Source organism: Desertivirga arenae (assembly GCF_017355785.1).
GTDB lineage: Bacteria > Bacteroidota > Bacteroidia > Sphingobacteriales > Sphingobacteriaceae > Desertivirga > Desertivirga arenae.
This window is the reverse complement of the sequence record NZ_JAFEWE010000005.1, coordinates 385251-410405: the sequence shown is the minus strand read 5'-3', so window position 1 is coordinate 410405 and position 25155 is coordinate 385251. Positions and strand designations below refer to the sequence as shown.

Genomic DNA, 25155 nt, shown 5'->3' with positions numbered 1-25155 from the left:
GATTTCTTGTAAGACTCTAAATAAAGCCTACCGAACTTCTTACCCTTGATTTCTTTTGACATCGTAACTTAAATTTAGTGATTAATACTTGTTCGTAACGATGTTAAGTTTATACAGGACGAGTCAAAGAGTTTACCTGAGACGCAAAATTATTAAGAGGAAAGCTGCTGCTGAAAATTAAAAAGCTTTAATGAATTGGGGTTTAGTCCCTACTGCTGTTAATGGATGTTTTTAATAAGAAAGCGCCAGGCGACGCTTTCTTAATTGCTCAACTAATTTATAAACAATCTATTGATAAAAGGACATTCTGTTAAGTCGGGGCATCGGTTCGTACCCCGTAAAAGTAACCAAGGGACTTATATAGTGCTCTTTTACAGGTTCCTTCTTAGTAAGATCGGTGCTAAGGTATTTTTTGTTACTGTCGCAGAGGATCGTTACAACGTTTGATTTTCTGCCAAGTTCTTCCCTTATTTTTATGGCTCCAATTACGTTTGCTCCTGAAGATATCCCTACGGCAAGGCCAAGTTGCTCAGAAAGCTTTTGTGCCATAAGGATTGAATCTCCATCACTTGCCTGGATAATGCTGTTTAACTGGTTCAATTGCATGATTGAGGGAATAAACTCATCTGAGATTCCCTGGATACGGTGACTTCCTACTTTAAATCCTGTAGTAAGTGTTGGCGACTCTTCAGGCTCAAGCGGATGAACCCAGATTCCTGCGTCCCTTTTCTTTAAATAACGACCCACTCCCATAATTGTACCTCCTGTGCCAACCCCGGCAACAAATGCGTCGCAGGTTTTTCCTGCACTTTCCAGTTGCTCCCAGATCTCCCGGCCTGTAGTTAGTTCATGGGCTTCTGAGTTGAAGTAATTATTGAACTGTTCTGGGAGAAAGACCCTTCCACTGGCTGCCATCTCATAACTTAGTTTAATTCCTCCAAGAAAACCTCCCTCTTCTTTGCCAACCAGGATCACTTCTGCTCCGAGGCTTCTCATAATGTCTATCCTTTCCTGGCTTAACCATTCGGGCATTATTATAGTCACTTCATGACCCAGAGCTTTTCCTAAAGCTGCGAAAGAAATGCCTGTATTGCCACTTGTGGTTTCTACTATCCTGTCCGTTGGTTTAATTTTGCAATTGCGATAGGCCTGATATAGTATATGCAGGGCCATGCGATCTTTGACACTTCCGGTAAGGTTGTAGTGCTCGCATTTTACAAAGATACTTCCCGGGCGGTTCTTATACATATACTGCAGTTCCAACATGGGGGTATTACCAACAAGGTGCCAAAGACTCTTAAACTTTTTATCCAGGTCGACCGATAAACAAGTGGATTCTTCTGTAGAGATCATGAATTACTATTAAAATGGAAAAATGAATAGGTGAAGGTAGGGTTACTGTGGTTTTGATTATGGTATTTTACTGCCTCTTTGCTTCAAAATTCCGCTTTTTTAAATATTAATCCTCGTTATTTATCGTTGTAAGTGTATTAGATTCGTTTTGTGGGTATTTTTAGGTGCTTGTTTTGATTAATTTGGACTGTTTGGGTTGTTTTTGATGCTGTAAATGTGGTAATGTTAATCTTTTTAGGGTGTTTTGTTAAAAAGTCCTGTTTTTGCGACTCGCTCTGAAAAAAAGACTAAATGTGATGTGGGTAGAAGGCACTCCCTGTAAAAAGATAAATAAAATCAATGATTAACAAGAAAAATTCTGGAAATAGGCGAATTGCTTGTGTTTTTTTGCGTCTATGCTGAACTTTATCCTAATAATAATTGCGAAGTTTTACCGGTTTCAAAAAGTTTAAATGAGTTTAGAATTGAGCCGCTTGAGAAAGAAATATTACACCTTTAGATAAATAGCATTATGAAGAAAACGATTCTAGCCCTGGTGGCATTTTTAGTAGTGAGTGTTAGTGCGGGCGCGCAGATACTTAACCCGGTTAAGTGGAGTTATGCTGCCAAGAGAATTGGAAAAGATGAAGCAATGGTTTTGGTTAAGGCAACAATTGAACCCGGATGGCATTTGTATTCCCAAACTATTGCCGACGGAGGTCCTGTAAAAACAACATTTAGTTTCAATACTTCTCCTGCATACACACTAATTGGAAAGACAATCGAACCTAAGCCTGTTGTTAAATTCGAAAAGGTTTTTGATATGAAAGTAGCTTATTTTGAGAATTCCGTGATTTTTCAACAAAAGGTGAAGTTAAAAGCGAAACAGGCCACTGTAAAAGGTAATGTGGAATTCATGGTATGTAATGATGAGAAGTGTCTTCCTCCGGATACTATGGATTTCTCTGTTGCGGTTAAATAAGCTTGTTGAAATGTTTATAGATGTGTTTAAGAAGCTTTCATTAAGTGGGCTGTTATTTCTTATTTTAACTTTATCTGGTAGCTCATTATTCGCACAGGAGGATACTATATCGACCGATGGGATTGAATTTTCGGAATCTGTTCCGGTTGCAGATACATCCGTACAGGCAGTAAAGCCAAGTGCACAGAAAGGGCAGTCAGCTGCTAATGTATCTACCGACGCGCCTCCGAAGGCAGAGGATCAAACCCTTTGGGCTATTTTTATAGCAGGTTTTGCCGGAGGCCTTGCCGCACTGCTAATGCCCTGCATCTTTCCGATGCTCCCTCTTACTGTCAGTTTCTTTACAAAATCTGCAGATAATAAGGGAAGCGCTATTGGAAAAGCAAGTTTATACGGTTTATTTATAATCGTTATTTATGTGGTTCTTGGCTTGCTGGTAACGGTGTTCTTTGGAGCCGATGCCTTGAACGATCTTTCTACGAATGGTTATTTCAACTTTTTCTTCTTTTTGCTGCTGGTAGTTTTTGCCGCTTCGTTTTTAGGGGCGTTTGAAATCACACTGCCAGCTTCCTGGGTCAATAAAATGGATGCTAACTCGGATAAAGGTGGGATTGCGGGACTGTTCTTTATGGCGGCAACCCTGGCATTGGTATCCTTTTCTTGTACAGGTCCCATCATCGGAACCTTGCTTGTTCAGGCAGCTACAACCGGTGCTTTATTAGGTCCGGCAATAGGAATGTTTGGTTTTTCTCTTGCCCTGGCTATTCCCTTTGCGTTATTTGCCATGTTTCCCAAGTTGCTTTCTTCCCTGCCAAAGTCAGGTGGCTGGCTAAACAGTGTAAAAGTAGTTTTGGGATTCCTTGAATTAGCACTCGCGCTTAAATTCCTGAGTAATGTAGATCTTGCTTATCACTGGAACTGGTTCGACCGCGAGATCTTCCTTGTTCTGTGGATCGTTATTTTTACCCTGATGGGATTCTATCTGCTGGGGAAATTAGCATTCAGTCACGATAGTCCGGTGCAACATCTAAGTATTCCAAGATTATTCCTGGCGATCGTCGTTTTCTCATTCTCACTTTATATGGTTCCGGGCCTTTGGGGTGCTCCATTGAAATCCATCTCGGCGTTTCTTCCTCCAATGTCGACACAGGACTTTAATCTTCTTAGTAATAATCCTGGCCAGGGTAGCTCAAGTTCCTCAACCAATCCAGAAGGTGCCCGAAAGTACGCTGATCTCTTTGAAAAGCCTGCGGGATTGAACCCTTTCTTCGATTACGATGAAGCAGTTCAGTACGCTAAGAAAGTAGGAAAGCCAATCATGATCGATTTTACAGGCCATGCTTGCGTGAACTGCCGCAAGATGGAAGCCGACGTATGGACGGAACCTAATGTGCATAAGCGTATCAATGAGGACTATGTATTAGTTCAACTATATGTAGATGATAAGACAGAATTGCCCGAAGCTGAACACTTTGTAAGCCCTGAAGGACGAGAGATAAAAACGATAGGAAAAAAGTGGAGTTACTTCCAGGCTTCGAAATATAAAGCAAATTCACAGCCGTTCTATGTTTTATTAGATCCTGCAACAGAGGAAATCCTGGCAGAGCCACAGGGCGCAAATTTTGACGCAAACTCTTACCTCGGCTTCCTTGATAAGGCTTTAAATAATTATAAGAAATAAAATTCTCATTGTTCTACCCATCATATTTTTGTTATGAGTTTAGCTGCTAAAGTACACAATTACAATGCTCCACTACCTATTCAATTAATGCCGGTAGGAAATCCCATAGAGGTCTACCGGTTTGATGAGATCAAAGACAGTCCTTCATCGCCTCACCGGCATCAGTTTGATATGATCCTGTGGGCAACAAAAGGAACGGGTAGCCACGAAATTGATTTTCAAAAATATGAGATGGTACCAGGCAAGCTATTTCTGGTTCGCCAGGGACAAGTGCATCTGGTAAACCAATACGCTGAAAGCGGTTACGTAATCCTGATCAAATCCGATGTAAAACTTAATCTTGATACCTCTGTATGGAGTCAGTTCTATCAGAAGCCATACGTTGATCTGGGAGAATTGCGTTGTGATACCTTTATGGGACTTTTTAGTTTTCTGCAAATGGAAAGCCGCAGTAAAGTTTTAGATGTGAGTTTATTAGGGAATCTGCTGAATGGAATGTTACTTGCGTTAAAAAGACGTATCGAACCAACGGTGGTAAGAAGTATCTCCAGTGAGCTTGATTTGCACTTGAAAGTAAAGAATTTAATCGAAAGGTATTTTAAGGAGGAGCAGGACCCCGAGTTTTATAGTGCTGAAGTTAATATGAGCACCAGGAAACTGAATAAGATCATTCGGGCCTTCGAGGGGAAGACGGTTCATCAGATGATCAAAGATCGTATTGTAATTGAAAGTAAATCCTTACTAAAGGCTACAAATCTATCCATCAAAGAGACTGCATTTCTACTCGGCTTTGATGATCCGGCTTACTTCTGCAGGTTTTTCAAAAAGCAAACCGGATTCTCGCCCAATGCTTACCGGGCCGATGAGAGTGGTGCGATTTAGAGTCAGTTACTGATCAAATCTGAATCCCTATAAAAGTCCTGTTCTTTAGCGCTATTCTACCATTTTCTCAGGGGGTATAAAGGTAGTTTTGAACATGAAATTTGAGGATACAGTAGGTATTGCCAGAATGAATGTTCTGGCAATACTATTAGGAGTTTTCGCGACCTTATTCCTTTCTTCCGGCTTTATTGTTAACTCTTTATTAGCGTATAAGGGCGGCTATTGGGCATGGACAGTAGCCTTAAGATATCTTTTTTTACTGCCACCTCTATTGCTGGTAGTGTCTGCGCAAAAGAAGCTTTTTTCCTTTCTTCAGACTTTTCGACAAATGCTAATTCCCTTTGTTCTTTGGGGAACTCTTGGCTTTATCGTCTTTTACACATTCCTCGTGCTTTCAGTAAATTTTGTTCCAGGGTGGTTGTCCTGTGCTGCGTTTCAATTCACCATTGTTGCCGGGCGCCTCATTTCTCCTTTATTATATAATGATAACCGGGGAAAAATAGCGAAAAGACCAATGCTAATGTCGCTTATAATTGTTGGCGCTGTTTTGATAATGCAATTTGACAGCCTTAATAATATAAAGGAAAGCGGTTCTATGTTATGGGGCTTTTTACTGGCATTAGTTGCATCCTTTCTATGGCCTTTAGGTTTACGCAAGATAATGCTAGAGGTTGAAAATCACGGAGCAGCTTTATCTGCACCAGAAATCAGTTTTGGAATGGCTTTAGGGGCGGCCCCGGCGGCGCTAATCCTATCTGTGATAGGTTTTGTGAATGATGGTCCTCCATCCTTTACACAAGTTGAATCGACGCTTGGTGCCGCTATTTTTGCAGGGGTTATCGGCACTGCCCTTTTTGTGAAGGCATTAAGCATGGTTAAAGACAGTTCAGTGGCTACTGCCGCTGTTGAATCTACTCAAGTAACAGCTATCTGGTTTACATTATTTGCCGAAATCGTAATTAGAGGAGTTTCCTGGCCTGGTCTTTATGCTAATATTGGTTTTTTGATCGTTGCAGCTGTACTGATATGGTATCTTTTTATGTCGGCAAAGCCTCAGGCAGAGGTAAGGGTAAGCACTTAGGAGCATTTACACTTCTTTTAAATAAAAAATGATCGATTGTCCTATAAAAGGTGATTGATGTCCAAGTTCTACTTAGCCTATCGCACTAAGTTTGCAGCTGAATACACAGAAATATGATGAGCAGGAATGAGAAAATAGCAGGCCACCCAATGGGCCTGTTTATGCTTTTTTTTACAGAAATGTGGGAGCGCTTCAGCTATTACGGCATGCGGGTTCTATTTGTACTTTACCTGACGGCCGAATTAAGTAATGGAGGCTTAGGGTGGGACCGGGAGAGGGCAAGCATGCTTTATGGGTGGTATACGGGACTTGTTTATATTACACCTATTCTGGGAGGCTTTTTGGCCGACAAGTTACTGGGATATAAAAGGTCGATCGTTCTTGGAGGTCTGTTAATGACTCTTGGTCACGTTGTATTAGCCGTGGATGCTATTCCTGCTTTCTATCTGGGGTGTTTATTATTAATTGCCGGAAATGGCTTTTTTAAGCCAAATATTTCCTCCATGGTGGGACAATTGTATCAAGACGGAAGTGAGCTGAAGGACTCAGCATATACAATATTTTATATGGGCATCAATGTAGGTGCCTTTCTTGGAATCCTGCTATGTGGTTATATCGGGGAAAATATCGGCTGGCACTTTGGATTTGGGCTGGCCGGTATTTTTATGTTCCTTGGCTTAGTGCAGTTTTGGTTCTTTCGCAACTATTTCGCAGAACCAGAAAAAGTGCTCAAGTCAGATCAAACTATCGAGCATCCTGAAAATACTGTTCCAGCAGCTGTCGAGAGAGATCGCCTTATCGTTATCGCAGTGTTTTCATTTTTCACAATCTTTTTCTGGCTGGCCTTTGAGCAGGCCGGGTCTTCTATGAGTTTATATGCCCGGGATTATACAGACCGCAGTCTGGAAGCTGGTTGGGGATTAAACCTTTTCCGGATCTTAAATACCCTGATCACCTTAATTCCTCTGGGAGTCTTGGTGTGGCTGCTTGTTAATATGATTAGACGTGCAGGTCGCAATTATCCGCTTGCCGTTGCAACGATGGGATTAAGCGTAATCTTGATTTGGGCGTTGGCATTATGGATGTTATCAAGACAGTTCACGGCTACCTCGCTCGAAATTCCAGCATCCTGGTTTCAAACATTGAATTCATTATTCATCGTTCTTTTAGCCCCGGTATTTTCGAAAATATGGGCTAAAATGTCTGGAGGCCCTTCTGGTCCTGTTAAATTTGCCATTGGTTTGTTGCTTGTTTCGATCGGTTTCGGAGCTTTGGTTTTTGGTTCATCTGCAATTCCGGCGGGTGCATCCTCCGCAAAAGTAAGCCTGATATGGATCTGTCTTGCTTTTCTGTTTCATACCATGGGCGAACTTTGTGTTTCTCCCGTAGGTCTTTCCTATATTAGTAAGCTTTCGCCTAAAAAATATGTCAGCATGATGTTCGGCATATGGTTTTGCGCGGCAGCTATAGCTAATTACCTGGGGGGCTTCATTGCTTCATTCATGGATAAGATTGCTGCTCAATCCTCGCTTTCAATGTTCTTTTCAATTTTTGTTATAGCAAGTGCGCTTGCCGCAATTGTTTTGCTTGGCTTGAAAGGATTCCTGATCAAGAGGATGCATAATATTTTGTAGTTTATAATAGTAATAACACCAATAGAAATGAATATTAAAAAAAAGATGAGCATGCTGCTGCTAATGTTTTTTGCAGTGGTCAATGTAAATGCCGATGAGGGGATGTGGATTCCCATGCTTATCGGTAAAAATTATGATGCCATGAAAAAACAGGGCTTCAAATTAACGCCAGAAGATTTGTATAACGTAAATAAGGCGAGTATCAAAGATGCCATAGTTTCTTTTGGCGGATTTTGTACAGCAGAAGTTGTTTCACGCTCCGGCTTGTTATTCACCAATCATCATTGCGGATATGATGCGATTGCATCCAACTCAACTGTTGAAAACAATATTCTTGATAATGGATTCTGGGCTAAATCATATGCGGAAGAAAAGCCAATTCCAGGCTTATTTGTAAACTTCCTTGTCCGAATGGACGATGTAACGGCAAAAGTGAATTCCGCTCTGGCTGCAGTTCCGGAAGCAAAACGTAGGGCTGCATTGCCTGAAATAACTCAAAAGATTGCTGAAGAGGCAGTTAAAGGGACAACTTATGAGGCTGTTGTAAAAGATTTTTACAAGGCTAATCAGTTCTTTGTGTTTATTTATCAAAAATACAACGACGTTCGCCTGGTTGGAACACCTCCACAATCTATAGGAAAGTTCGGTGGCGACACAGATAACTGGGAGTGGCCGCGCCATACGGGAGACTTTTCTGTTTTCAGAGTTTATGCCGGAAAGGATAATAAGCCTGCCATGTATTCAGAAACAAACGTTCCTTATGTTCCTAAAAAACACCTTCCGGTTTCGATAAAAGGAGTAAAGCAGGACGACTTTGCCATGATTTTCGGATATCCGGGACGGACTGACAGGTTCCTGACATCTTATGGAGTATCCTTAGCTACAGAAGAAGTTTCGCCAACCATAGTAAAGTTAAGGGATATCCGCCTGAAGGCCTGGAAAGAGCAGATGGATAAAGACTTGCAGTACAGGTTGAACTTATCATCAAAATATGCTCAGGTAGCTAATTACTGGAAATATTTCATCGGTCAAACAGAGCAATTGAAAAGTCATCATGTTTTTGAAGAAAAGCAAGCTCAGGAAGCTGACTTTGTTAAATGGACTTCCTCGAAGCCTGAATTTAGTGGCCTGATGTCTGATTATCAATCCATCTACGCTAAATACCGTCCTTATGCAAAACATCGGACTTATCTGGGAGAAGGTTTACTTGCCTCAGATTGGGTTAGGGTAGTGCAGCAGTTACGTCAGGCACTAACAGTGATGGAGAAAGGTAGTGCTGAGGATAAAGCGAAAGCTTCAAACGCCATAAATGGTCTTGTTGCTAATTATCAGTCTTCTTATAATGAACAAGTTGATAAAAAAATCTTCAGTAAGATCCTTGCCGCATTCTATGAGGACATCCCTAAAGAACAGCATCCAAAGTTCATAAGAGAAATTACTCAAAAGTACTGGAAAAATGCGGCTGAGCCTACCTTCTCCAGCTATGCGGAAGATCTTTGGGCCAAATCAGCTTTAATATCGCCAGCTAGATTGCAGGAGTTTGTAAAGAAGCCTTCGCTGGAGCAGTTGGAGAAAGATCCGGCCTATCAGTACGCTTCAAATTTAGTTCCTGAGAGGTATATGAAAGAGAACCTTTATCCCTACCTCATTGATTTCGATAAAGAAAAAGCTGAATTGGACAATACGTATTTGAAGGCTTTGCTGGATAAAAATGGCAATTCGCCGATCTATCCCGATGCCAACTCTACCATGAGGATCTCATATGGAAATGTAAAGAACTACTCTCCAAAGGATGGTATTACTTATAATATCACCACTACAATGGATGGAATGATTGCAAAGTATGTTCCTAAGGATGGAGAGTTTGATCTTCCTGCTAATCTGCTTGAGGCATACAAAAACAAAAACTTCGGTCAATACGGCAACAATGGTACCCTTACCGTCGGCTTCATTACAAACAATGATATTACAGGTGGAAACTCGGGTTCGCCGGTGATCAACGGGAAAGGCGAGCTAATTGGTCTTGCATTCGATGGTAATTGGGAAGCAATGTCTGGCGACATCGCATTTGACAGAAATTTCAAACGAACTATATGTGTAGATGCAAGATACGTGCTTTGGTGTATTGATGTGTTAGGCGGAGCAAAGAACATAATCGCTGAATTGGATATTAAGAAATAATAATAGAATTCTTGGGAGGTTGCTTATCTGTTATTCAGGTGGCGCCTCCCTTTGTAAAATCATCTTCGTGTTGTGAACACTCAAATGTCTTTACCTCCCGGAGAATAAATTAAATAGATATGATCATTGGAGTTCCTAAAGAGATTAAAAACAATGAGAACCGTGTGGCCCTGAGTCCCGCGGGGGTTAAGGCATTGAGTGCAAAAGGACATACTATAATTGTTCAAAGCACAGCAGGAATAGGCGCAGATTTTAAAGATGCTGATTATGAGCAGGCTGGTGCACGCATTGCTGCCACTGCTCAGGAATGCTGGGATGTAGAGATGGTAATGAAAGTGAAGGAGCCGATTGCCCAGGAATATGGTTTTTTCAAACCAGGCCTTATCCTTTTCACTTATTTGCATTTGGCAGCGGATAAAGCCCTGACTGAAGCTTTACTGAGAAGTGAAGTAACAGCAATTGCTTATGAAACTATTGAAGTTAACAGAACCTTGCCGCTATTAACGCCTATGAGCGAAGTTGCCGGCAGGATGTCTGTTCAGGTAGGTGCTCAGTTTCTGGAGAAGCATTCAGGGGGGAAGGGGATTCTCCTTTCGGGAGTACCCGGAGTTAAAAGAGCGAAAGTTTGTATAATAGGTGCAGGCGTAGCTGGTACGAGCGCTGCACGTATAGCTGTTGGAATGGGGGCAGATGTGACCATTCTTGATCTTAATCTTAACCGTTTACGCGAGATTGAAGATATTTTTGGAAACACTATTCATACGCTGGCTTCTAACAGCTATAACATTGCAGAGGCAATAAAGCAATCAGATCTGGCTATTGGAGCAGTTTTGATTCCGGGCGCTGCAGCTCCAAAATTGGTAAGCAGGGAGATGGTAGCTGCAATGGAACCTGGTTCTGTTATTGTCGACATTGCTATCGACCAGGGAGGAATTTTTGAGACGGTAGACAGAGTTACCACTCATGATAATCCTGTTTATATCAAAGAAGGAGTATTGCATTACGCAGTAGCAAATATGCCAGGAGCAGTTCCGCGTACTTCTACTTTGGCATTAACCAATGCAACGCTGCCTTATGCTATTACTTTAGCAGATAAAGGTGTACAGGCAGCTATTGGAGGTTCTAATGCTTTGAAACTCGGGCTTAATACCTGTGAGGGTAAACTTTGTTATGCTGCGGTTGCAGAGGCACTCGATCTGCCTTTTACTGATGTTTCAGAGGTTTTTACCGCACAAGGGGTTTGATTTTATAAAACAAGAAGATACAGTAATTTTAAGCGCCCTGGTTTTTCCCAGGGCCTTCTTATTTAGATCGCCTTGAAAAGCTATCCTTAACCTTTTCGTCTCGTTCATCCATCTGCAACTCTATTGATTCCATTAATGATAGGAGTGGAAAAAAAATTTGAATATTTACTTAAACGTTTTAGCAATGTGGATTTGTTTTTATAGGTTTGTTTCTGAAAGTCTTTTTCGCCTTTGTCTACGCACCAAAAGCCAAATTATATGCTAACAAAAATCCTTTCGAATTCACATCCTGCAGCAAAAAAGCTTCTTTTGTTTGCTTTTCTTATTAATCCAGCCAAAGACTGTTTCTCTCAAAATATCAAGTCTGGAGCCAAAAATCAAGGAAACCCTGTATTTCCAGGATGGTATGCTGATCCAGAAGGAGTAGTCTTTGATAAAAAGTACTGGATTTATCCCACTTATTCAGCTCCGTACGAGGATCAGGTATTTATGGATGCTTTTTCTTCTAAAGACCTTATTACCTGGAAAAAACATTCCCGGATCATTGACACGGCCTCGATAAAATGGGCCCGAAGAGCAATGTGGGCACCAAGTATTGTTAAAAAAGATAAAAAGTACTATCTCTTCTTTTCTGCAAATGATATACAAAATGAGCAGGAAACAGGGGGAATCGGGGTAGCTGTTTCTGATAAACCGGAAGGTCCGTTCCGGGATTATTTAGGAAAGCCTCTCCTTGATAAAATAAATAACCGTGCACAACCTATTGATCAGTTTGTCTTCCATGACAAGGATGGGCAGTATTATATGATCTATGGCGGATGGGGTCGGTGTAATATGGTGAAATTGAAAAGCGATTTTACAGGATTCACTGCATGGGCGGATGGAAATATTTTCCGCGAAATTACTCCTAAAGGATATGTTGAAGGTCCCTTTATGTTTATACGGAATTCCAAATACTACTTTATGTGGTCAGAAGGCGGCTGGGGTGGTCCGGATTACCGTGTGGCTTATGCGATTGCAGATTCTCCTTTTGGCCCCTTTGAACGCATAGGAACGGTATTGCAACAAGATGCAAATGTTGCTACCGGAGCCGGACATCATTCCGTAATCCAGGTACCCGGAAAAGATGAGTGGTACATTGTTTATCACCGACGTCCTTTGGGTGAGACTGATGCTAATCATCGTGTTACTTGTATCGATAAAATGAGCTTTGACGAGAAGGGCTTTATCCTTCCTGTAAAAATCACTCATCAGGGTGTCGGAAAAAGGAAATAATTCCCCTGCATTTAGTTTTCATTAACAATTCATTGTACCTCTATTAACAGGAAGGATAGAGGAAAGATATTAAATTTATACTTTCTGTTAATTAATCACCTTCTCTTTTTATGAGTCTTCACAAGCTCCCTCAAGTGAAAATACAGATTTTCGCTTTTAGTATTCTCGTATCATTTCTTGGTTTTACTTCTGTCTCTGCTCAGAAGAAGATTTCTGATCCGGTTGATTATGTTAATCCCCTGATGGGGACAGATTCAAAAGGCGATCTTTCTAATGGTAACACCTATCCGGCTATCGGCCTCCCCTGGGGTATGAATATGTGGACAGCCCAGACCGGCAGAAACGGCGATGGCTGGCAATATACTTACAGTGCTGACAAGATCAGAGGAATCAAACAAACGCATCAGCCTTCTCCCTGGATGAATGATTATGGACAATTCTCGCTCATGCCGGTAAGTGGAAAAGCGGTTTTCGATCAGGAAGAACGAGCCAGTTGGTTTTCGCATAAGGCGGAGACAGTAAAACCCTATTATTACAGCGTATATCTTGCAGACCACGACGTTACTGCTGAAGTTACTCCTACAGAACGGGCTGCAATGTTCAGGTTCAGTTTTTCAAAAAGCGATAGTTCCTTCGTTGTGCTCGATGCTTTTGATGCGGGATCAGAAGTGAAGATCATTCCGGAAAAAAGAATGATCATAGGCTATTCGACAAAATACAGCAGGGGCAATTTGAAGAATTTTAGAAATTACTTCAGCATTGTGTTCAGCAAGCCCTTTAGCAATTATTCCGTATGGGAAGGTAAGCAACGATTCAAGAATAAGACCGACCGCAAAGGAAATCACGTAGGCGCAATAGTTGGGTTCTCGGTGAAAGGGAAATCCGACCCCGTTTATGCCAAAGTATCGTCGTCTTTTATCAGCGCAGAACAGGCCGAGCTTAATCTGAAGGAACTGGGAAACGATTCTTTTGATCAACTTGCAGCGAAGGGCCGCAAAGCCTGGAATGAAAAACTTGGACGCCTGCAGGTAGAAGGAGGCAGCGAGGAACAGCGTAAGACATTCTATTCCTGTCTTTACCGCACCTTATTCTTCCCAAACAAGCTATACGAAGTAAATGGGGAAGGAAAGATCGTTCATTATAGTCCCTACAATGGTCAGGTGTTACCAGGTTATATGTTCGGTGGAACTGGATTCTGGGATACCTTTCGTGCCTTATACCCTTTTCTGAATTTGATGTACCCTTCAATTAACAAAGAAATGCAGGAGGGACTCATCAATGATTATAAAGAAGGTGGATTTCTACCAGAATGGAGTAGTCCTGGTTTTGCTGATATTATGGTTGGTAATAACTCCGCTTCGGTGGTTGCCGATGCCTATATAAAAGGATTAAGAGGATACGATATTGAGAAGCTTTACGAGGCTTTGATCCACGGTGCCAACAATGAAGGACCTATGACTGCGGTAGGACGTAAAGGTGTTCAGTATTATAATAAACTGGGCTACGTTCCTTATGATGTTGATATTAATGAAAACGCTGCGCGTACACTTGAATATGCCTACGATGATTTTGCAATTTATCAGCTGGCGAAAGCATTGAAGCGTCCGAAAGAGGAAATAGAGCTTTATGCCAAGCGGAGTCAGAATTATAAGAACCTCTTTGACCCCGAAACGAATCTCATGAGAGGGAAAAATAAAGACGGTTCGTTCCAGCGTCCTTTTAACCCTTTAAAATGGGGTGATGCCTTTACTGAAGGAAATAGCTGGCATTACAGCTGGAGTGTATTCCATGATATCAATGGGCTTATACAATTAATGGGAGGCAAAGAGAAGTTCACTGGTATGTTGGATTCAGTATTTGCGATGCCGCCACTTTTTGATGACAGCTATTATGGAGGCGTTATCCACGAGATCAGGGAAATGCAAATCGCGAACATGGGCCAGTATGCACATGGTAATCAGCCAATTCAGCATATGATCTATTTGTATAATTATTCAGGTGCGCCATGGAAAGCCCAGTATTGGGTTAGGGAAGTGTTGAACCGTCTTTATAAACCGACTCCCGATGGTTATTGCGGTGACGAGGATAATGGACAAACCTCGGCCTGGTATGTTTTTTCTGCCCTTGGTTTTTACCCTGTTTGTCCTGCAACAGACCAATATGTTTTGGGAGCCCCCTTATTTGACAAGGTTAGTTTAAAGCTTGAGAATGGGAAGGTATTTGAAATTACTGCACCGGGTAACAGCGACTCGAACAGATATATCAGGAAAGTAAATTTAAACGGTAAAGGATACGAAAAGAACTGGATCGGTCACGAGGCAATTATCAAAGGAGGAAAATTGAATGTGGAAATGCAGTCAGAACCAAACAAAGCTCGTGGTACAGGTCAGTCTTCCGTTCCTTATTCTTATTCACTTGAAGCAACTGCGCAGTAAAAAAAACAAATTTCAAATCTTCAAAAGATTAAACCGCCGGGCGGTATAAAAAACAATTGTAAAACAATTCAACCCATGCTTAAGATAAAATTCAAACAGACGCTTTTTTCTATTTTTCTTTCATTCATCGGTTTTTCGGCCCTGGCCCAGGATAATTGGGAATATATAGACAGGAGTAAGATCGCGGTGTCTGACACCACAAAAAAAGGTAAGTACACGCTGGTATTTGTTAGCATGCAGCCGGATTTCAGTGAGTCTGTGACTAATAGGCTTAAGGATGTTTTTTTCGAGGTGTATCCGAAAGAGGCAAAGATGTATAATAAGAACACTACCGACTCTGTCTTTTTTGTGATAGATCCTGGTTATGATGGCGTCGCTGCAGCGGCCGGTAGAACTATTCGGTTTAATCCTGCCTGGTTTGATAAAAATCCCGGCGATATTGACGTAGTTACTCACGAGGTGATGCACCTGGTTCAAAGTTATCCTGGCGGCGCCGGTCCTGGCTGGGTAACCGAAGGAATTGCAGACTATGTACGTTTAACAATGGGGGTAGACAATAAAGGGGCAGGATGGAGCGTGCCTGACTATAAAGCATCCCAATCCTATACAAATGCCTATCGTATTACCGCCCGCTTTTTCTACTGGATGGAAAAGAATGTGAAAAAAGGGCTGGTTAAAAAGCTGGATAATGCCATGAGAACGAAAACCTATAGTGATTCCTTTTGGAAAGATCAAACAGGAAAAACGATCGACGAGTTATGGAGCAATTATGGCAAAAATCCGGTGATTTAAAGGTGGTAGGATGAAGACAGTTCTCAAAGCTCTTTTTCTCTTAGCATTAACTCCATTGGCTTCCTCTGCGCAGAAGTCGCTGGTGCAGTATGTTAAACCAATTATAGGAACTGCTAAAATGGGGCATACTTTTCCGGGAGCAACAGTCCCATTTGGAGCCGTTCAATTAAGTCCTGATACTGATACGATACCTTATTCTGTAGGTGGAAAGTATAATCCTGACGTGTATAAGTATTGCTCCGGATATCAGTACTCCGATAAAACTATTGTTGGTTTTAGTCACACCCATTTCAGTGGCACCGGTCATTCTGATCTTGGAGATTTCCTGATCATGCCGACCGTTGGTCCTGTCCAACTTAACCCAGGTACTGCAGATCATCCTGAGAATGGCTATCGCTCGCGTTTTAATCATGCAAACGAACAGGCTGAAGCGAACTATTATAAAGTGAAGCTGGATGAGAAAAATATTCTGGCAGAGCTTACTACAAGTACCCGGGTTGGGTTTCATCGCTATACCTTTCCGAAAGCAGATGATGCTCATATTATCTTTGATCTGACAGCAGGCATCTATAATTATGAGGATAAGAATGTTTGGACTGTAGTCAGGGTAGTGAATGATACCCTGATAACAGGTTTTAGACAAACAACTGGTTGGGCAAGGACGCGTACGGTTTACTTTGCTATGGCTTTCTCCAAGCCTTTTAAAAGTTATGGCAGCAGGAACGGCGAACAGAACCAGGTTTACAGGGGCTTCTGGCGCAAGTTCAATCAAACAGAGAATTTTCCTGACCTGGCGGGCCGTAAACTTCGTATGCATTTTGATTTTTCAACCGCGGGTGCAGAGCAGGTGCAAGTCAAGTTTGCCATAAGTCCGGTTAGTATGCGTAACGCCCTGCAGAACATGCAGCAAGAAGTGCCTCATTGGAACTTTGATCGTGTTCGTCAGGAAGGGCAGAATCTTTGGGAGAATGAGCTTAACAAGATTATCGTTGATGTTCCAACCCGGGAGGATAAAATTAATTTTTACACTGCAATGTATCATGCCGCCTTAATGCCAACTGTTTATATGGACGTAAACGGCGAGTATAAGGGTTTGGATCAGGAAGTGCACCAGGCTAAAGGCTTTACAAACTATACATCATTCTCTCTATGGGATACCTTCAGGGCTTTTCATCCTTATTTAAATCTAATTAACCCGTCCAGAAATGCCGACATGGTGGCCTCTATGATGGCTCATTATCAGCAAAGTGCATTGCCGATGTTACCTATCTGGTCTCATTATGCAAATGACAACTGGTGCATGAGTGGCTACCATAGTGTATCTGTTGTTGCAGATGCAATACTAAAAGGGGTGTATAAGGGTGATGCAATGGCTGCACTTGAAGCTTGCGTGAAAACTGCAAATAGCAGAAATTATGAAGGTATCGGCCATTATATAGATAAAGGGTATCTACCATCAGAGTACTCCGGTACTTCGGTGTCTAATACTTTAGAATATGCGTATGACGACTGGTGCATAGCTCAGCTAGCTAAAAAGCTAGGCAAGACAGATGTTTACAATACATTTATCAAAAGGGCAGGAAACTGGAAGAATGTATACGACCCGGGCATAGGATTTATGAGACCGAAAATGGCTGATGGCAGTTTCAAAAAAGACTTTGATGTATTGAAAACAGATGGGCAGGGATTTATAGAAGGAAATGCCTGGAACTTCAGCTTGTACGTGCCTCACGATCCTGAGGGAATGATGACGTTAATGGGAGGGAAGGCGCGACTTGAACGCTACCTGGATTCTCTATTCAGTATGCATTTGCCCGATGAGTTTTTTGCACATACTGAAGACATCACCCGGGAAGGTATTATTGGAAACTATGTTCACGGAAATGAGCCCGCCCACCACGTAGCTTACCTTTACAACATCGTTGGACAGCCTCGGAAAACGCAGGAGAAGATTCGGATGATCCTGAAGAATCAATATCACAATGGTCCGGACGGCCTTGGAGGAAACGATGATTGCGGGCAGATGAGCGCCTGGTATATTTTTAGTTCATTAGGTTTTTACCCTGTGGCACCTGCTTCAGATGAGTATTGGCTTGGGAGTCCCGCCATCAAGTCAGCTCTGATACAATTGGGCAACGGAAAAACCCTCCGGGTGCAGGCTATTAATCAGTCTGTTAAGAATGTGCATGTTAAGAAGGTAATGTTTAATGGCAAGGTAGTAGAAGACTATAAGTTGAAGTTTCCTGACCTGATACAAGGAGGAGAACTCACTTATTACATGAGTAAATAAACCATTCTGTTAAAAGCGGAGATACTATAAAGAAAGCGGATCATTCCGCTTTCTTTGTTAATGCGTTTTTCTTATCACTTCTTTTATCCTTCCTTTCATGAATAAGCAAGGTTTCTCAAAATAATTCGTAAATTGTGTGATGGCTAGTTTTTTTATCACAAATAATAAAATAGTCTACTAAATTAGTATTTTAGTTCCCGATTTGAGTTTAAGAGAAATGTCAGCTGCTGGTACTCCTTTTTCATCTGAAAAAATGCATCTCAATTTGTTAAAAGAGGGCGACCGGAAGGCATTTGAACTGGTGTTTAATTCTTACTGGTCAAAACTCTATCTCTATGCCTACAACATTCTTAGAGATAAGGGCGTTTGCGAAGACATTGTTCAGGAGGTTCTGGTGAGCTTGTGGGTGAAACGGGAGTCGCAGGAGATTGACTCTCTTGGTTCTTTTTTATTCACTGCTGTGAGATACCAGGTTTTGAAAGTGATTAGAAGCGGGAAGGTTAGAGAAGGATTTTTTCAGGAGATCGAAAAAATGTCAATGTCTACTCCTGCTGAACAATTGGAAGAAAAAGACCTTGCAAACCTTATCGACGCACGTATTGACGAACTACCCGGAAAATGCCGGGAGATATTCCTGTTAAGCCGGAAGGAACAACTTTCGAACCGTGAAATAGCTGAGCGTCTCGGGATCTCAATTAAGACCGTGGAAAACCAAATTACAATAGCTATCCGACGCCTGAGGTCAGATTTAGGTGATGTTTTGTTTCTTTCTGCTATTGTTTTGATCCTCGGTGGGTAGTTTTGTAGTATTTATTCGACTATTTCTTATTTTTTTTCTTTTGTATTTCTTGTTTTTGGTAAGAAATGCTTCTTTTTTCTGGGTATTTACAGTGAAATGTTTCTTGTTTTACTTTTTTATTAAATAATTATGAATTCTTTTGGGGGTAGTAGGGGTACTTAGGGTACATACACTAAATATCTCGATGAAAAGGGTTGAGTTTGAACGAATAATTGATAAATATATAGCTGGAAAGGCAAGTCCCCAGGAGGTGGAATTTGTTAACCAATGCCTGGATAACTTCCAGAATGGACGCGATAGTTGGGATTCTTCTGTCATGGGGGATCAGGATGCCTTGGGCCGGGCACTATTTCTTCGCACCGATAGGAGGTTATCTTCCGCACAAAAGCCTCAGGTTAGATATCTTAAATGGTTTTCCGCAGCTGCCGCTTTACTTATTTTCCTCTTTATTGGGATATACCAATACAATTCGAAAGAGGGACAGAGGTTAAGCCAGAGCGAGAGGTTTAAAAACGACATTGCCCCCGCTTCTGATAAAGCTACACTAACCCTGGCCGATGGGTCCGTACTTAACTTAACCGATTTGAAGGAGGGGGAAGTTAAAGTGGAAAACGGTATCCGGATAAGCAAAAGGAACGGGCAGTTGGAATATAAGGTAACAAACGATCAATCTGCAAAAGCTGCTTATAATACTATCACGACACCAAGAGGTGGAAAGTTTGTCATTTTGCTGCCTGATGGGACGAAGGTATGGCTAAATGCTGCTTCATCGCTGCACTATCCCACAGTATTTAAAGGCAGGGAGCGCAGAGTACAGCTTGACGGAGAGGGCTATTTTGAAGTTGCCAAAAATAAGGCTAAGCCTTTTCACGTGGAAGCTGACGGCACCGAGGTAGAGGTTTTGGGTACTCATTTTAATATCAGTTCTTACGCTCAGGACCAGAATTTCAAAACAACTCTTCTAGAGGGAGCAGTTAAGGTTTCCCGCGCGAATAATTCAATTGTTCTTAAACCATCTCAACAAGCCCGACTGAGCGGAGCAGATGGTTCGCTGTTAAAGGAGCCCAATGTGGATATAGAAGAGGTGATGGCCTGGAAAGATGGCCTCTTCAGATTTAAAAACGCGGAGCTTAAAGACATAATGCAAGAGGTCCAACGCTGGTATGACGTGGATGTAAAATATGAGGGCAACCTACCCGAAGCACAATTTACAGGATTTATTTCGAGAAAGGTCAGCATAAGCTCAGTATTAAAGATGCTTGAGCCGGGAGTTGGAGTGCAGTTTAGCCTCGACGGACGAAAGCTGGTAGTTAAAAGTGCAGAACCAAAATAATATATAGAAACTCTTAAAAAACTTTCAATGAACAGTAGTTAGAATCTTCAAAGAGGTTTAAATGAATAACTGCTCCGGACTTGGACCTCCGAAGCAGTCAGAGGAGCTACGGTAATTCCGTAATTGTCTCGTGTTCAGGTTAAACCCTAAATCCAAAAGTTGCGACACTTATTTCTTTTTTGCATTAACCCAAACAGTACAAAAGTATGAAAGAAGCTTTACATTCCCAATGGTATGTAGCTATTGACCATCATTTGCTCCGCAAAGGCGGGGCCCGTCCCCGCCCTGTGCTAGCTCAAGTTCTCAGAATTATGAAGCTTACCGGGATTTTTATTCTATTGGCATGTATGCAGCTCAGTGCTGCTGTTTACTCACAAAGCGTAACCCTTGATGTTAAAAACAGCAAACTTGATCAGGTATTTACTGAAATCCGTCGACAGACAGGTTATAATTTTCTTTATAATAATAAGCTATTAAAAAAAGCGCGACCCGTTACGCTTAAGATGCAGAGGTCTGAGTTGAAGAAAGTGCTTGAAGAAGTATTTGAAAGTCAGCCATTGAGCTATGATATAATAGAGAACACCATAATTGTTGAAGAAAAGGGAGAGTCTTTTTCCGATAAAGTTACTGGACTTGTCTCTGGGACCATAGAAAAGCTTTTTGCCGATCAACCGGTGAAAGGGGTGGTCACCGATGAAAAAGGAGAGCCCTTACCTGGGGTGAATGTGCAATTGAAAGTACCCGGGGAAACGGCGAAGGTAGTTGTAACTGACATTAATGGTAAGTTCCAGTTCACCGCAGTGCCTGAAAACGCAACCTTTGTTTTCACGATGATCGGTTTTAAAACCCAGGAAGTTAAGTACCAGGGTAAGGCAGTTCTAGATGTAAAGCTACAGCCAAATATGACGGAACTGAAGAATGTTGTGGTTACCGGTTATCAGGAGATCAACAAGGAGAGCTTTACGGGAACGGCAGTAACTATCAAAGGTGCTGATCTTAAAAGAATCAATCCTCAGAACTTATTACAAAGTATCCAGGCCTTTGATCCTTCTTTTAAACTTATGGACAATAATCTGGTTGGTTCAAATCCTAATGCCCTTCCTAATATTAATGTAAGGGGTTCCTCTGCATTACCAACAGGGAACGGAGGTGTTTTGAGAAGGGATAATTTTAACGGAAATGTAAACCTTCCTGCTTTTATGCTTGATGGTTATGAAGTGAGCTTGCAAAAAGTATTCGACCTTGATATTAACAGGATCGAGTCAATTACCCTTCTTAAAGACGCGGCGGCTACTGCAATTTACGGATCAAGGGCGGCCAACGGAGTATTAGTGATTACTACAAAAGCTCCCCGAGATGGCAAGTTACAGGTTTCTTATAATTATGAGTTAAATGTGAATGCGCCAGATCTCAGCGATTATAATGTCCTTAATGCCGCAGAGAAGTTGCAATATGAACAGATGGCTGGAGTTTACTCATCTGAGGAACAGAACGTGCCTCAGGATGATCTTGACGAACTTTACTATCGAAAAATGGCTAATGTGGTTGGAGGTGTGAACACCTATTGGATGTCGCAGCCCCTTAGAACGGCTGCGGGGCAAAAACATTCTGTTTACCTGGAAGGAGGATCTGAGTTGTTCCGTTACGGGGTGGACTTGCGCTATCAAAACAGGCCTGGAGTAATGAAAGGCTCTGCAAGAGATCAATATAGTGGCGGAATGAACTTTAGCTATAATAAGAATAATAAGTTCCAATTCCGTAACGATTTAGCAATAACCCAGGTTAAAGCAAAAGAATCTCCTTTTGGAAATTTTTCTACTTACGTTCGTATGAACCCTTATTATCCTTTGGCAGATGCTAACGGTAATATGATCCGGGAAATCGATAGGTGGATGGATGCAAATGGACCAGGAGGAACCAGGCAAACTGAGAATGTTCTCAATCCTTTATATGATGCTGCCTTAAGTAGTTTTGATAAATCAGGTTACACAGAAATTATAGATAACCTATCAACAGAAGCGCAGCTAAGTAAAGGATTAAGGTTTAGAGCTCAGATGAGTTTAACCAACCGGATGTCGGGAGCTGATAGATTTACATCTCCTCAGGCTAACGAGTTCTTCTATTACGCACCATCACGGTTAGATGAAAAAGGCCGGTATTGGAACAGAGAAAACCGGGAAACAATTTGGGATGGTAACATGCGATTAACCTGGTTGAAGCAAATAGTGGATCATTCTTTCAACTTCGTAGGTGGTGTTAATGTTCGCTCCGAGCTTTCAGATCTGAAAGACTTTGAAGCGATTGGTTTCGCCAACGACCGTTTCACCAGTATTGGCTTTGCCGCAGGTTACGGTGAGAATGCAACTCCTTATAGTAGCTTGCAAAAATCCCGCTTGTTTGGTTCATTCCTTAGTCTGAATTATTCCTTTAAAAATAAATATTTGATGGACGCAACCCTACGTGCGGATGGTTCAAGCAAATTCGGAGTGGATAATAAGCTTGCTCCTTTCTGGTCATTTGGACTTGGTTGGAACGTACATCGTGAAGGCTTCTTCAAAAGTACAGTAATCAGTCAACTCCGCTTAAGGGCAAACACTGGAATTACTGGTTCGGTTTCTTTTGATCCTTACCTTTCAAAAACCACCTATGAATACTACCGATCAAATTGGTACTCAACAGGGATAGGGGCAACTGTAAGAAATTACGGAAATGAAGGCCTTGGATGGCAAAAAACCCAAAGCACAGATTTGGGCATTGATTTGGGATTGTTCAAAGACCGTGTCTTTATATCTCCCAGGGTTTATTACAAACTGACTAAGGATATCCTGGCTGATATTACCTTGCCTCCATCAACCGGCTTCCAGTCATACAAAGAGAATCTTGGGGATATGGAAAATAAAGGGCTGGAGTTAAATCTGAGGTTCGAGGCTATCCGGGCAAAGGATCTTTCATTAAGCATTACTGCAAATATGGCTAGTAATAGAAATAAGATCGTGAGGATTTCGAACTCCTTAAAGAAATTTAATGACAGAGTTAATGATGCTCAAAGCAATGATGATGATTATAAAGGCGTACCACTCCTCAGATTTAATGAAGGACAATCGATTGATGCAATATATGCTGTTCCTTCATTAGGGATTGATCCGGAAAATGGACGAGAAGTTTTCGTTAAGCGAAATGGCAGTTTAACCTATGATTGGGATGCCCGTGATATTACGGTTGTCGGTAATGGCACCCCTAAGGCTTATGGATTTTTGGGAGGAACTTTCTCTTACAAACGCTGGATGCTTACAGCCAATTTTGAGACCAGGTTTGGAGGAGAATTATACAATCAAACACTTGTTGACAGGGTTGAAAATGCAGACCCACGGTACAATGTAGATAGGAGAGTGTTTGATGATAAATGGAAACAAGCCGGAGACAGGACCTTTTACAGAAATATCGCGGATTTACGTACTACCAACGTGAGTTCAAGATTTGTTCAGGCGGACAACATGATAAACTTGCAGTCATTATATCTATCCTACGATGTTCCTAAAAAGGTCGCCACTAAAATTTCGATGTCAAATTTACGCTTCAGTTTGAATGCGAACGATATAGCACGGTGGTCGTCCATCAAGCAGGAAAGAGGGATTGATTATCCATTTGCAAACAGTGTAACCTTCTCTTTACAGGCAGGATTCTAATCATTAATTATTAAGAACGGAAAAGATATGAATATAAAAGTCTTTTTACCCATTATACTGGCGGGGTTATTTTTCTCCTCCTGTAATAAGTGGCTGGATGTCCAACCTGAATCGGAAATTTCGGCCCCAATCTTGTTTTCTACTGAGAGTGGTTTCCAGGAGGCGCTGAACGGCGTGTACAACCGCGGTACACAGCCTGATTTATATGGAAAAGAACTTACAGTCGGCACACCTGAGGTGCTCGCTCAGAATTACACACTTGTTTCCGCGGATGCTTTTGATTACAGGCAGACAGGATTGTATAATTACAAACATCAAAAATTTATAGAAAGAAAGGATAGTATTTGGATTGGTCTATACAATGCAATAACAAATTGCAATCTTATTCTTTCCAATATTGACGAGAAACAGAGCATATTTGCAGGTCAAAATTACAATTTGATCAAAGGGGAATCCCTTGCTTTAAGGGCCTATCTTCACTTTGATCTGCTGCGCTTATTCGCTCCATCGTTTATCCGAAACCCAAATGCGACAGGTATTCCTTACGTTAACACCTATTCAAAGGATGTTACTCCCATGTCAAGCGTGCGGGAATCTTTAGATAAAATTATAGCAGATTTGGAGGCAGCGAAAACCTTAATGGCCGCAGATCCAATCAGAAGTGCCGCTTATATAATAAATTATCCCACCGTTACGGATACCACAAAGAATACCGAAGAAAACTCACCTGTTCTTTTCCTGCAAAACCGGAGACACCGAATGAACTACTTTGCTGTTTGTGGAACGCTGGCCCGTGTTTATCTCTATAAGAATGATAAAACGAATGCCTTAAATAATGCTCTTGCGGTTATTCAAGCCAATAGATTTCCCTGGACAAATCCAAGTGATTTTAATGCCTTCGATGAATCGAAAAAAGACAGGATCTTATATAAGGAATTAATCTTTTCCTGGTACATACCTCAAATGAAGAAAGAGTTCCAGGATAACTGGTTTAGAACAGGTTCTTCAGGTATGTATATCGAATCAGATCCGGCCAAAACGCTTTACGAAACAGGAGGAGTGGGTGGAAATGACCTTCGCTATAAGCAATGGTTAAGCCCAAGAAGTGAGCAGGGGAGAAATCCGATGGAAATAGTTAAATATCGAAGAAACCCGTTAAGTAGTGAGGAATCAGCAAATCTCCATTATCTGGTAGCACCTGCAATTAGGTTAAGCGAAATGTATTATATCGCTGCTGAATGTACTTATTCAACTGATCCTGGAAGGGCAGTTGCATATGTTAATCAGGTAAGGACTATTCGAGGAATCGGTGAACCTCTGCAGGTGTCTTCTGAAGAACAGTTTATTACCGAACTACTGAAAGAATGTAGAAAGGAATGGTATGCAGAAGGTCAGATCTTTTACATGTACAAGCGTCTAAACCGGGGAATTGTCGGTCAAACGGGAGTTGTTACTCCTCCTTCTGACAATGTTTTCGTTTTGCCTCTTCCAAATGATGAGATCCTTTTTGGCGGCAGATAAAGAGTTT

The 25155-nt window shown here is 41.6% G+C and carries 16 protein-coding genes; 15 read left to right on the top strand and 1 reads right to left on the bottom strand.

All coding sequences use genetic code 11. The features are described 5' to 3' along the window. Positions 1-288: 288 nt before the first annotated feature. Positions 289-1353, bottom strand: a complete 1065-nt coding sequence (locus J4N24_RS13475; protein WP_207534210.1) for a PLP-dependent cysteine synthase family protein — start codon at positions 1351-1353, stop codon at positions 289-291. 511 nt (positions 1354-1864) lie between these two features. On the opposite strand from J4N24_RS13475, the gene J4N24_RS13470 reads away from it, so the two are divergent. The 15 genes from J4N24_RS13470 (at position 1865) to J4N24_RS13400 (ending at position 25148) form a co-directional block, all read left to right on the top strand. Then, positions 1865-2314 (top strand): protein-disulfide reductase DsbD N-terminal domain-containing protein, encoded by a 450-nt coding sequence (locus J4N24_RS13470; RefSeq protein ID WP_207534209.1) that lies wholly within the window; start codon positions 1865-1867, stop codon positions 2312-2314. A gap of 10 nt (positions 2315-2324) precedes the next feature. After that, positions 2325-3995: a protein-disulfide reductase DsbD family protein gene (locus J4N24_RS13465; RefSeq protein WP_207534208.1), complete on the top strand. Its 1671-nt coding sequence runs from the start codon at positions 2325-2327 to the stop codon at positions 3993-3995. Between the two features lie 33 nt (positions 3996-4028). Further along, entirely contained in the window at positions 4029-4877 is an 849-nt protein-coding gene (locus J4N24_RS13460) for an AraC family transcriptional regulator (protein ID WP_207534207.1), read from the top strand. Positions 4878-4971: 94 nt separating this feature from the next. Then, positions 4972-5958, top strand: coding sequence for a multidrug resistance efflux transporter family protein (locus J4N24_RS13455; RefSeq protein WP_207534206.1), 987 nt, complete (start codon positions 4972-4974; stop codon positions 5956-5958). Between the two features lie 113 nt (positions 5959-6071). After that, entirely contained in the window at positions 6072-7592 is a 1521-nt protein-coding gene (locus J4N24_RS13450; RefSeq protein ID WP_207534205.1) for a peptide MFS transporter, read from the top strand. A 27-nt stretch (positions 7593-7619) separates the two neighbouring features. Beyond that, complete coding sequence (locus J4N24_RS13445) at positions 7620-9773, top strand: S46 family peptidase (protein WP_207534204.1); 2154 nt, start codon at positions 7620-7622, stop codon at positions 9771-9773. 119 nt (positions 9774-9892) lie between these two features. Beyond that, complete coding sequence (gene ald / locus J4N24_RS13440; RefSeq protein WP_207534203.1) at positions 9893-11017, top strand: alanine dehydrogenase; 1125 nt, start codon at positions 9893-9895, stop codon at positions 11015-11017. A 258-nt stretch (positions 11018-11275) separates the two neighbouring features. Further along, positions 11276-12292 carry a glycoside hydrolase family 43 protein gene (locus J4N24_RS13435; RefSeq protein WP_207534202.1) on the top strand — a complete coding sequence of 339 codons (1017 nt, stop codon included), beginning with the start codon at positions 11276-11278 and terminating at the stop codon, positions 12290-12292. A gap of 110 nt (positions 12293-12402) precedes the next feature. Then, positions 12403-14727, top strand: a complete 2325-nt coding sequence (locus J4N24_RS13430) for a GH92 family glycosyl hydrolase (RefSeq protein ID WP_207534201.1) — start codon at positions 12403-12405, stop codon at positions 14725-14727. Between the two features lie 75 nt (positions 14728-14802). Then, positions 14803-15519 (top strand): basic secretory protein-like protein, encoded by a 717-nt coding sequence (locus J4N24_RS13425; protein WP_207534200.1) that lies wholly within the window; start codon positions 14803-14805, stop codon positions 15517-15519. Between the two features lie 10 nt (positions 15520-15529). Next, positions 15530-17809, top strand: coding sequence for a GH92 family glycosyl hydrolase (locus J4N24_RS13420; protein ID WP_207534199.1), 2280 nt, complete (start codon positions 15530-15532; stop codon positions 17807-17809). 217 nt (positions 17810-18026) lie between these two features. Then, complete coding sequence (locus J4N24_RS13415; RefSeq protein WP_207534198.1) at positions 18027-18608, top strand: RNA polymerase sigma-70 factor; 582 nt, start codon at positions 18027-18029, stop codon at positions 18606-18608. Positions 18609-18792: 184 nt separating this feature from the next. Then, positions 18793-19941 carry a FecR family protein gene (locus tag J4N24_RS13410; protein WP_207534197.1) on the top strand — a complete coding sequence of 383 codons (1149 nt, stop codon included), beginning with the start codon at positions 18793-18795 and terminating at the stop codon, positions 19939-19941. Between the two features lie 206 nt (positions 19942-20147). Continuing rightward, a complete protein-coding gene (locus J4N24_RS13405) occupies positions 20148-23627 on the top strand; it encodes a SusC/RagA family TonB-linked outer membrane protein (protein WP_242691621.1) in 3480 nt (1159 codons plus the stop codon). Between the two features lie 27 nt (positions 23628-23654). Continuing rightward, positions 23655-25148: a RagB/SusD family nutrient uptake outer membrane protein gene (locus J4N24_RS13400; RefSeq protein ID WP_207534196.1), complete on the top strand. Its 1494-nt coding sequence runs from the start codon at positions 23655-23657 to the stop codon at positions 25146-25148. The last annotated feature ends 7 nt before the right edge of the window (positions 25149-25155 follow it).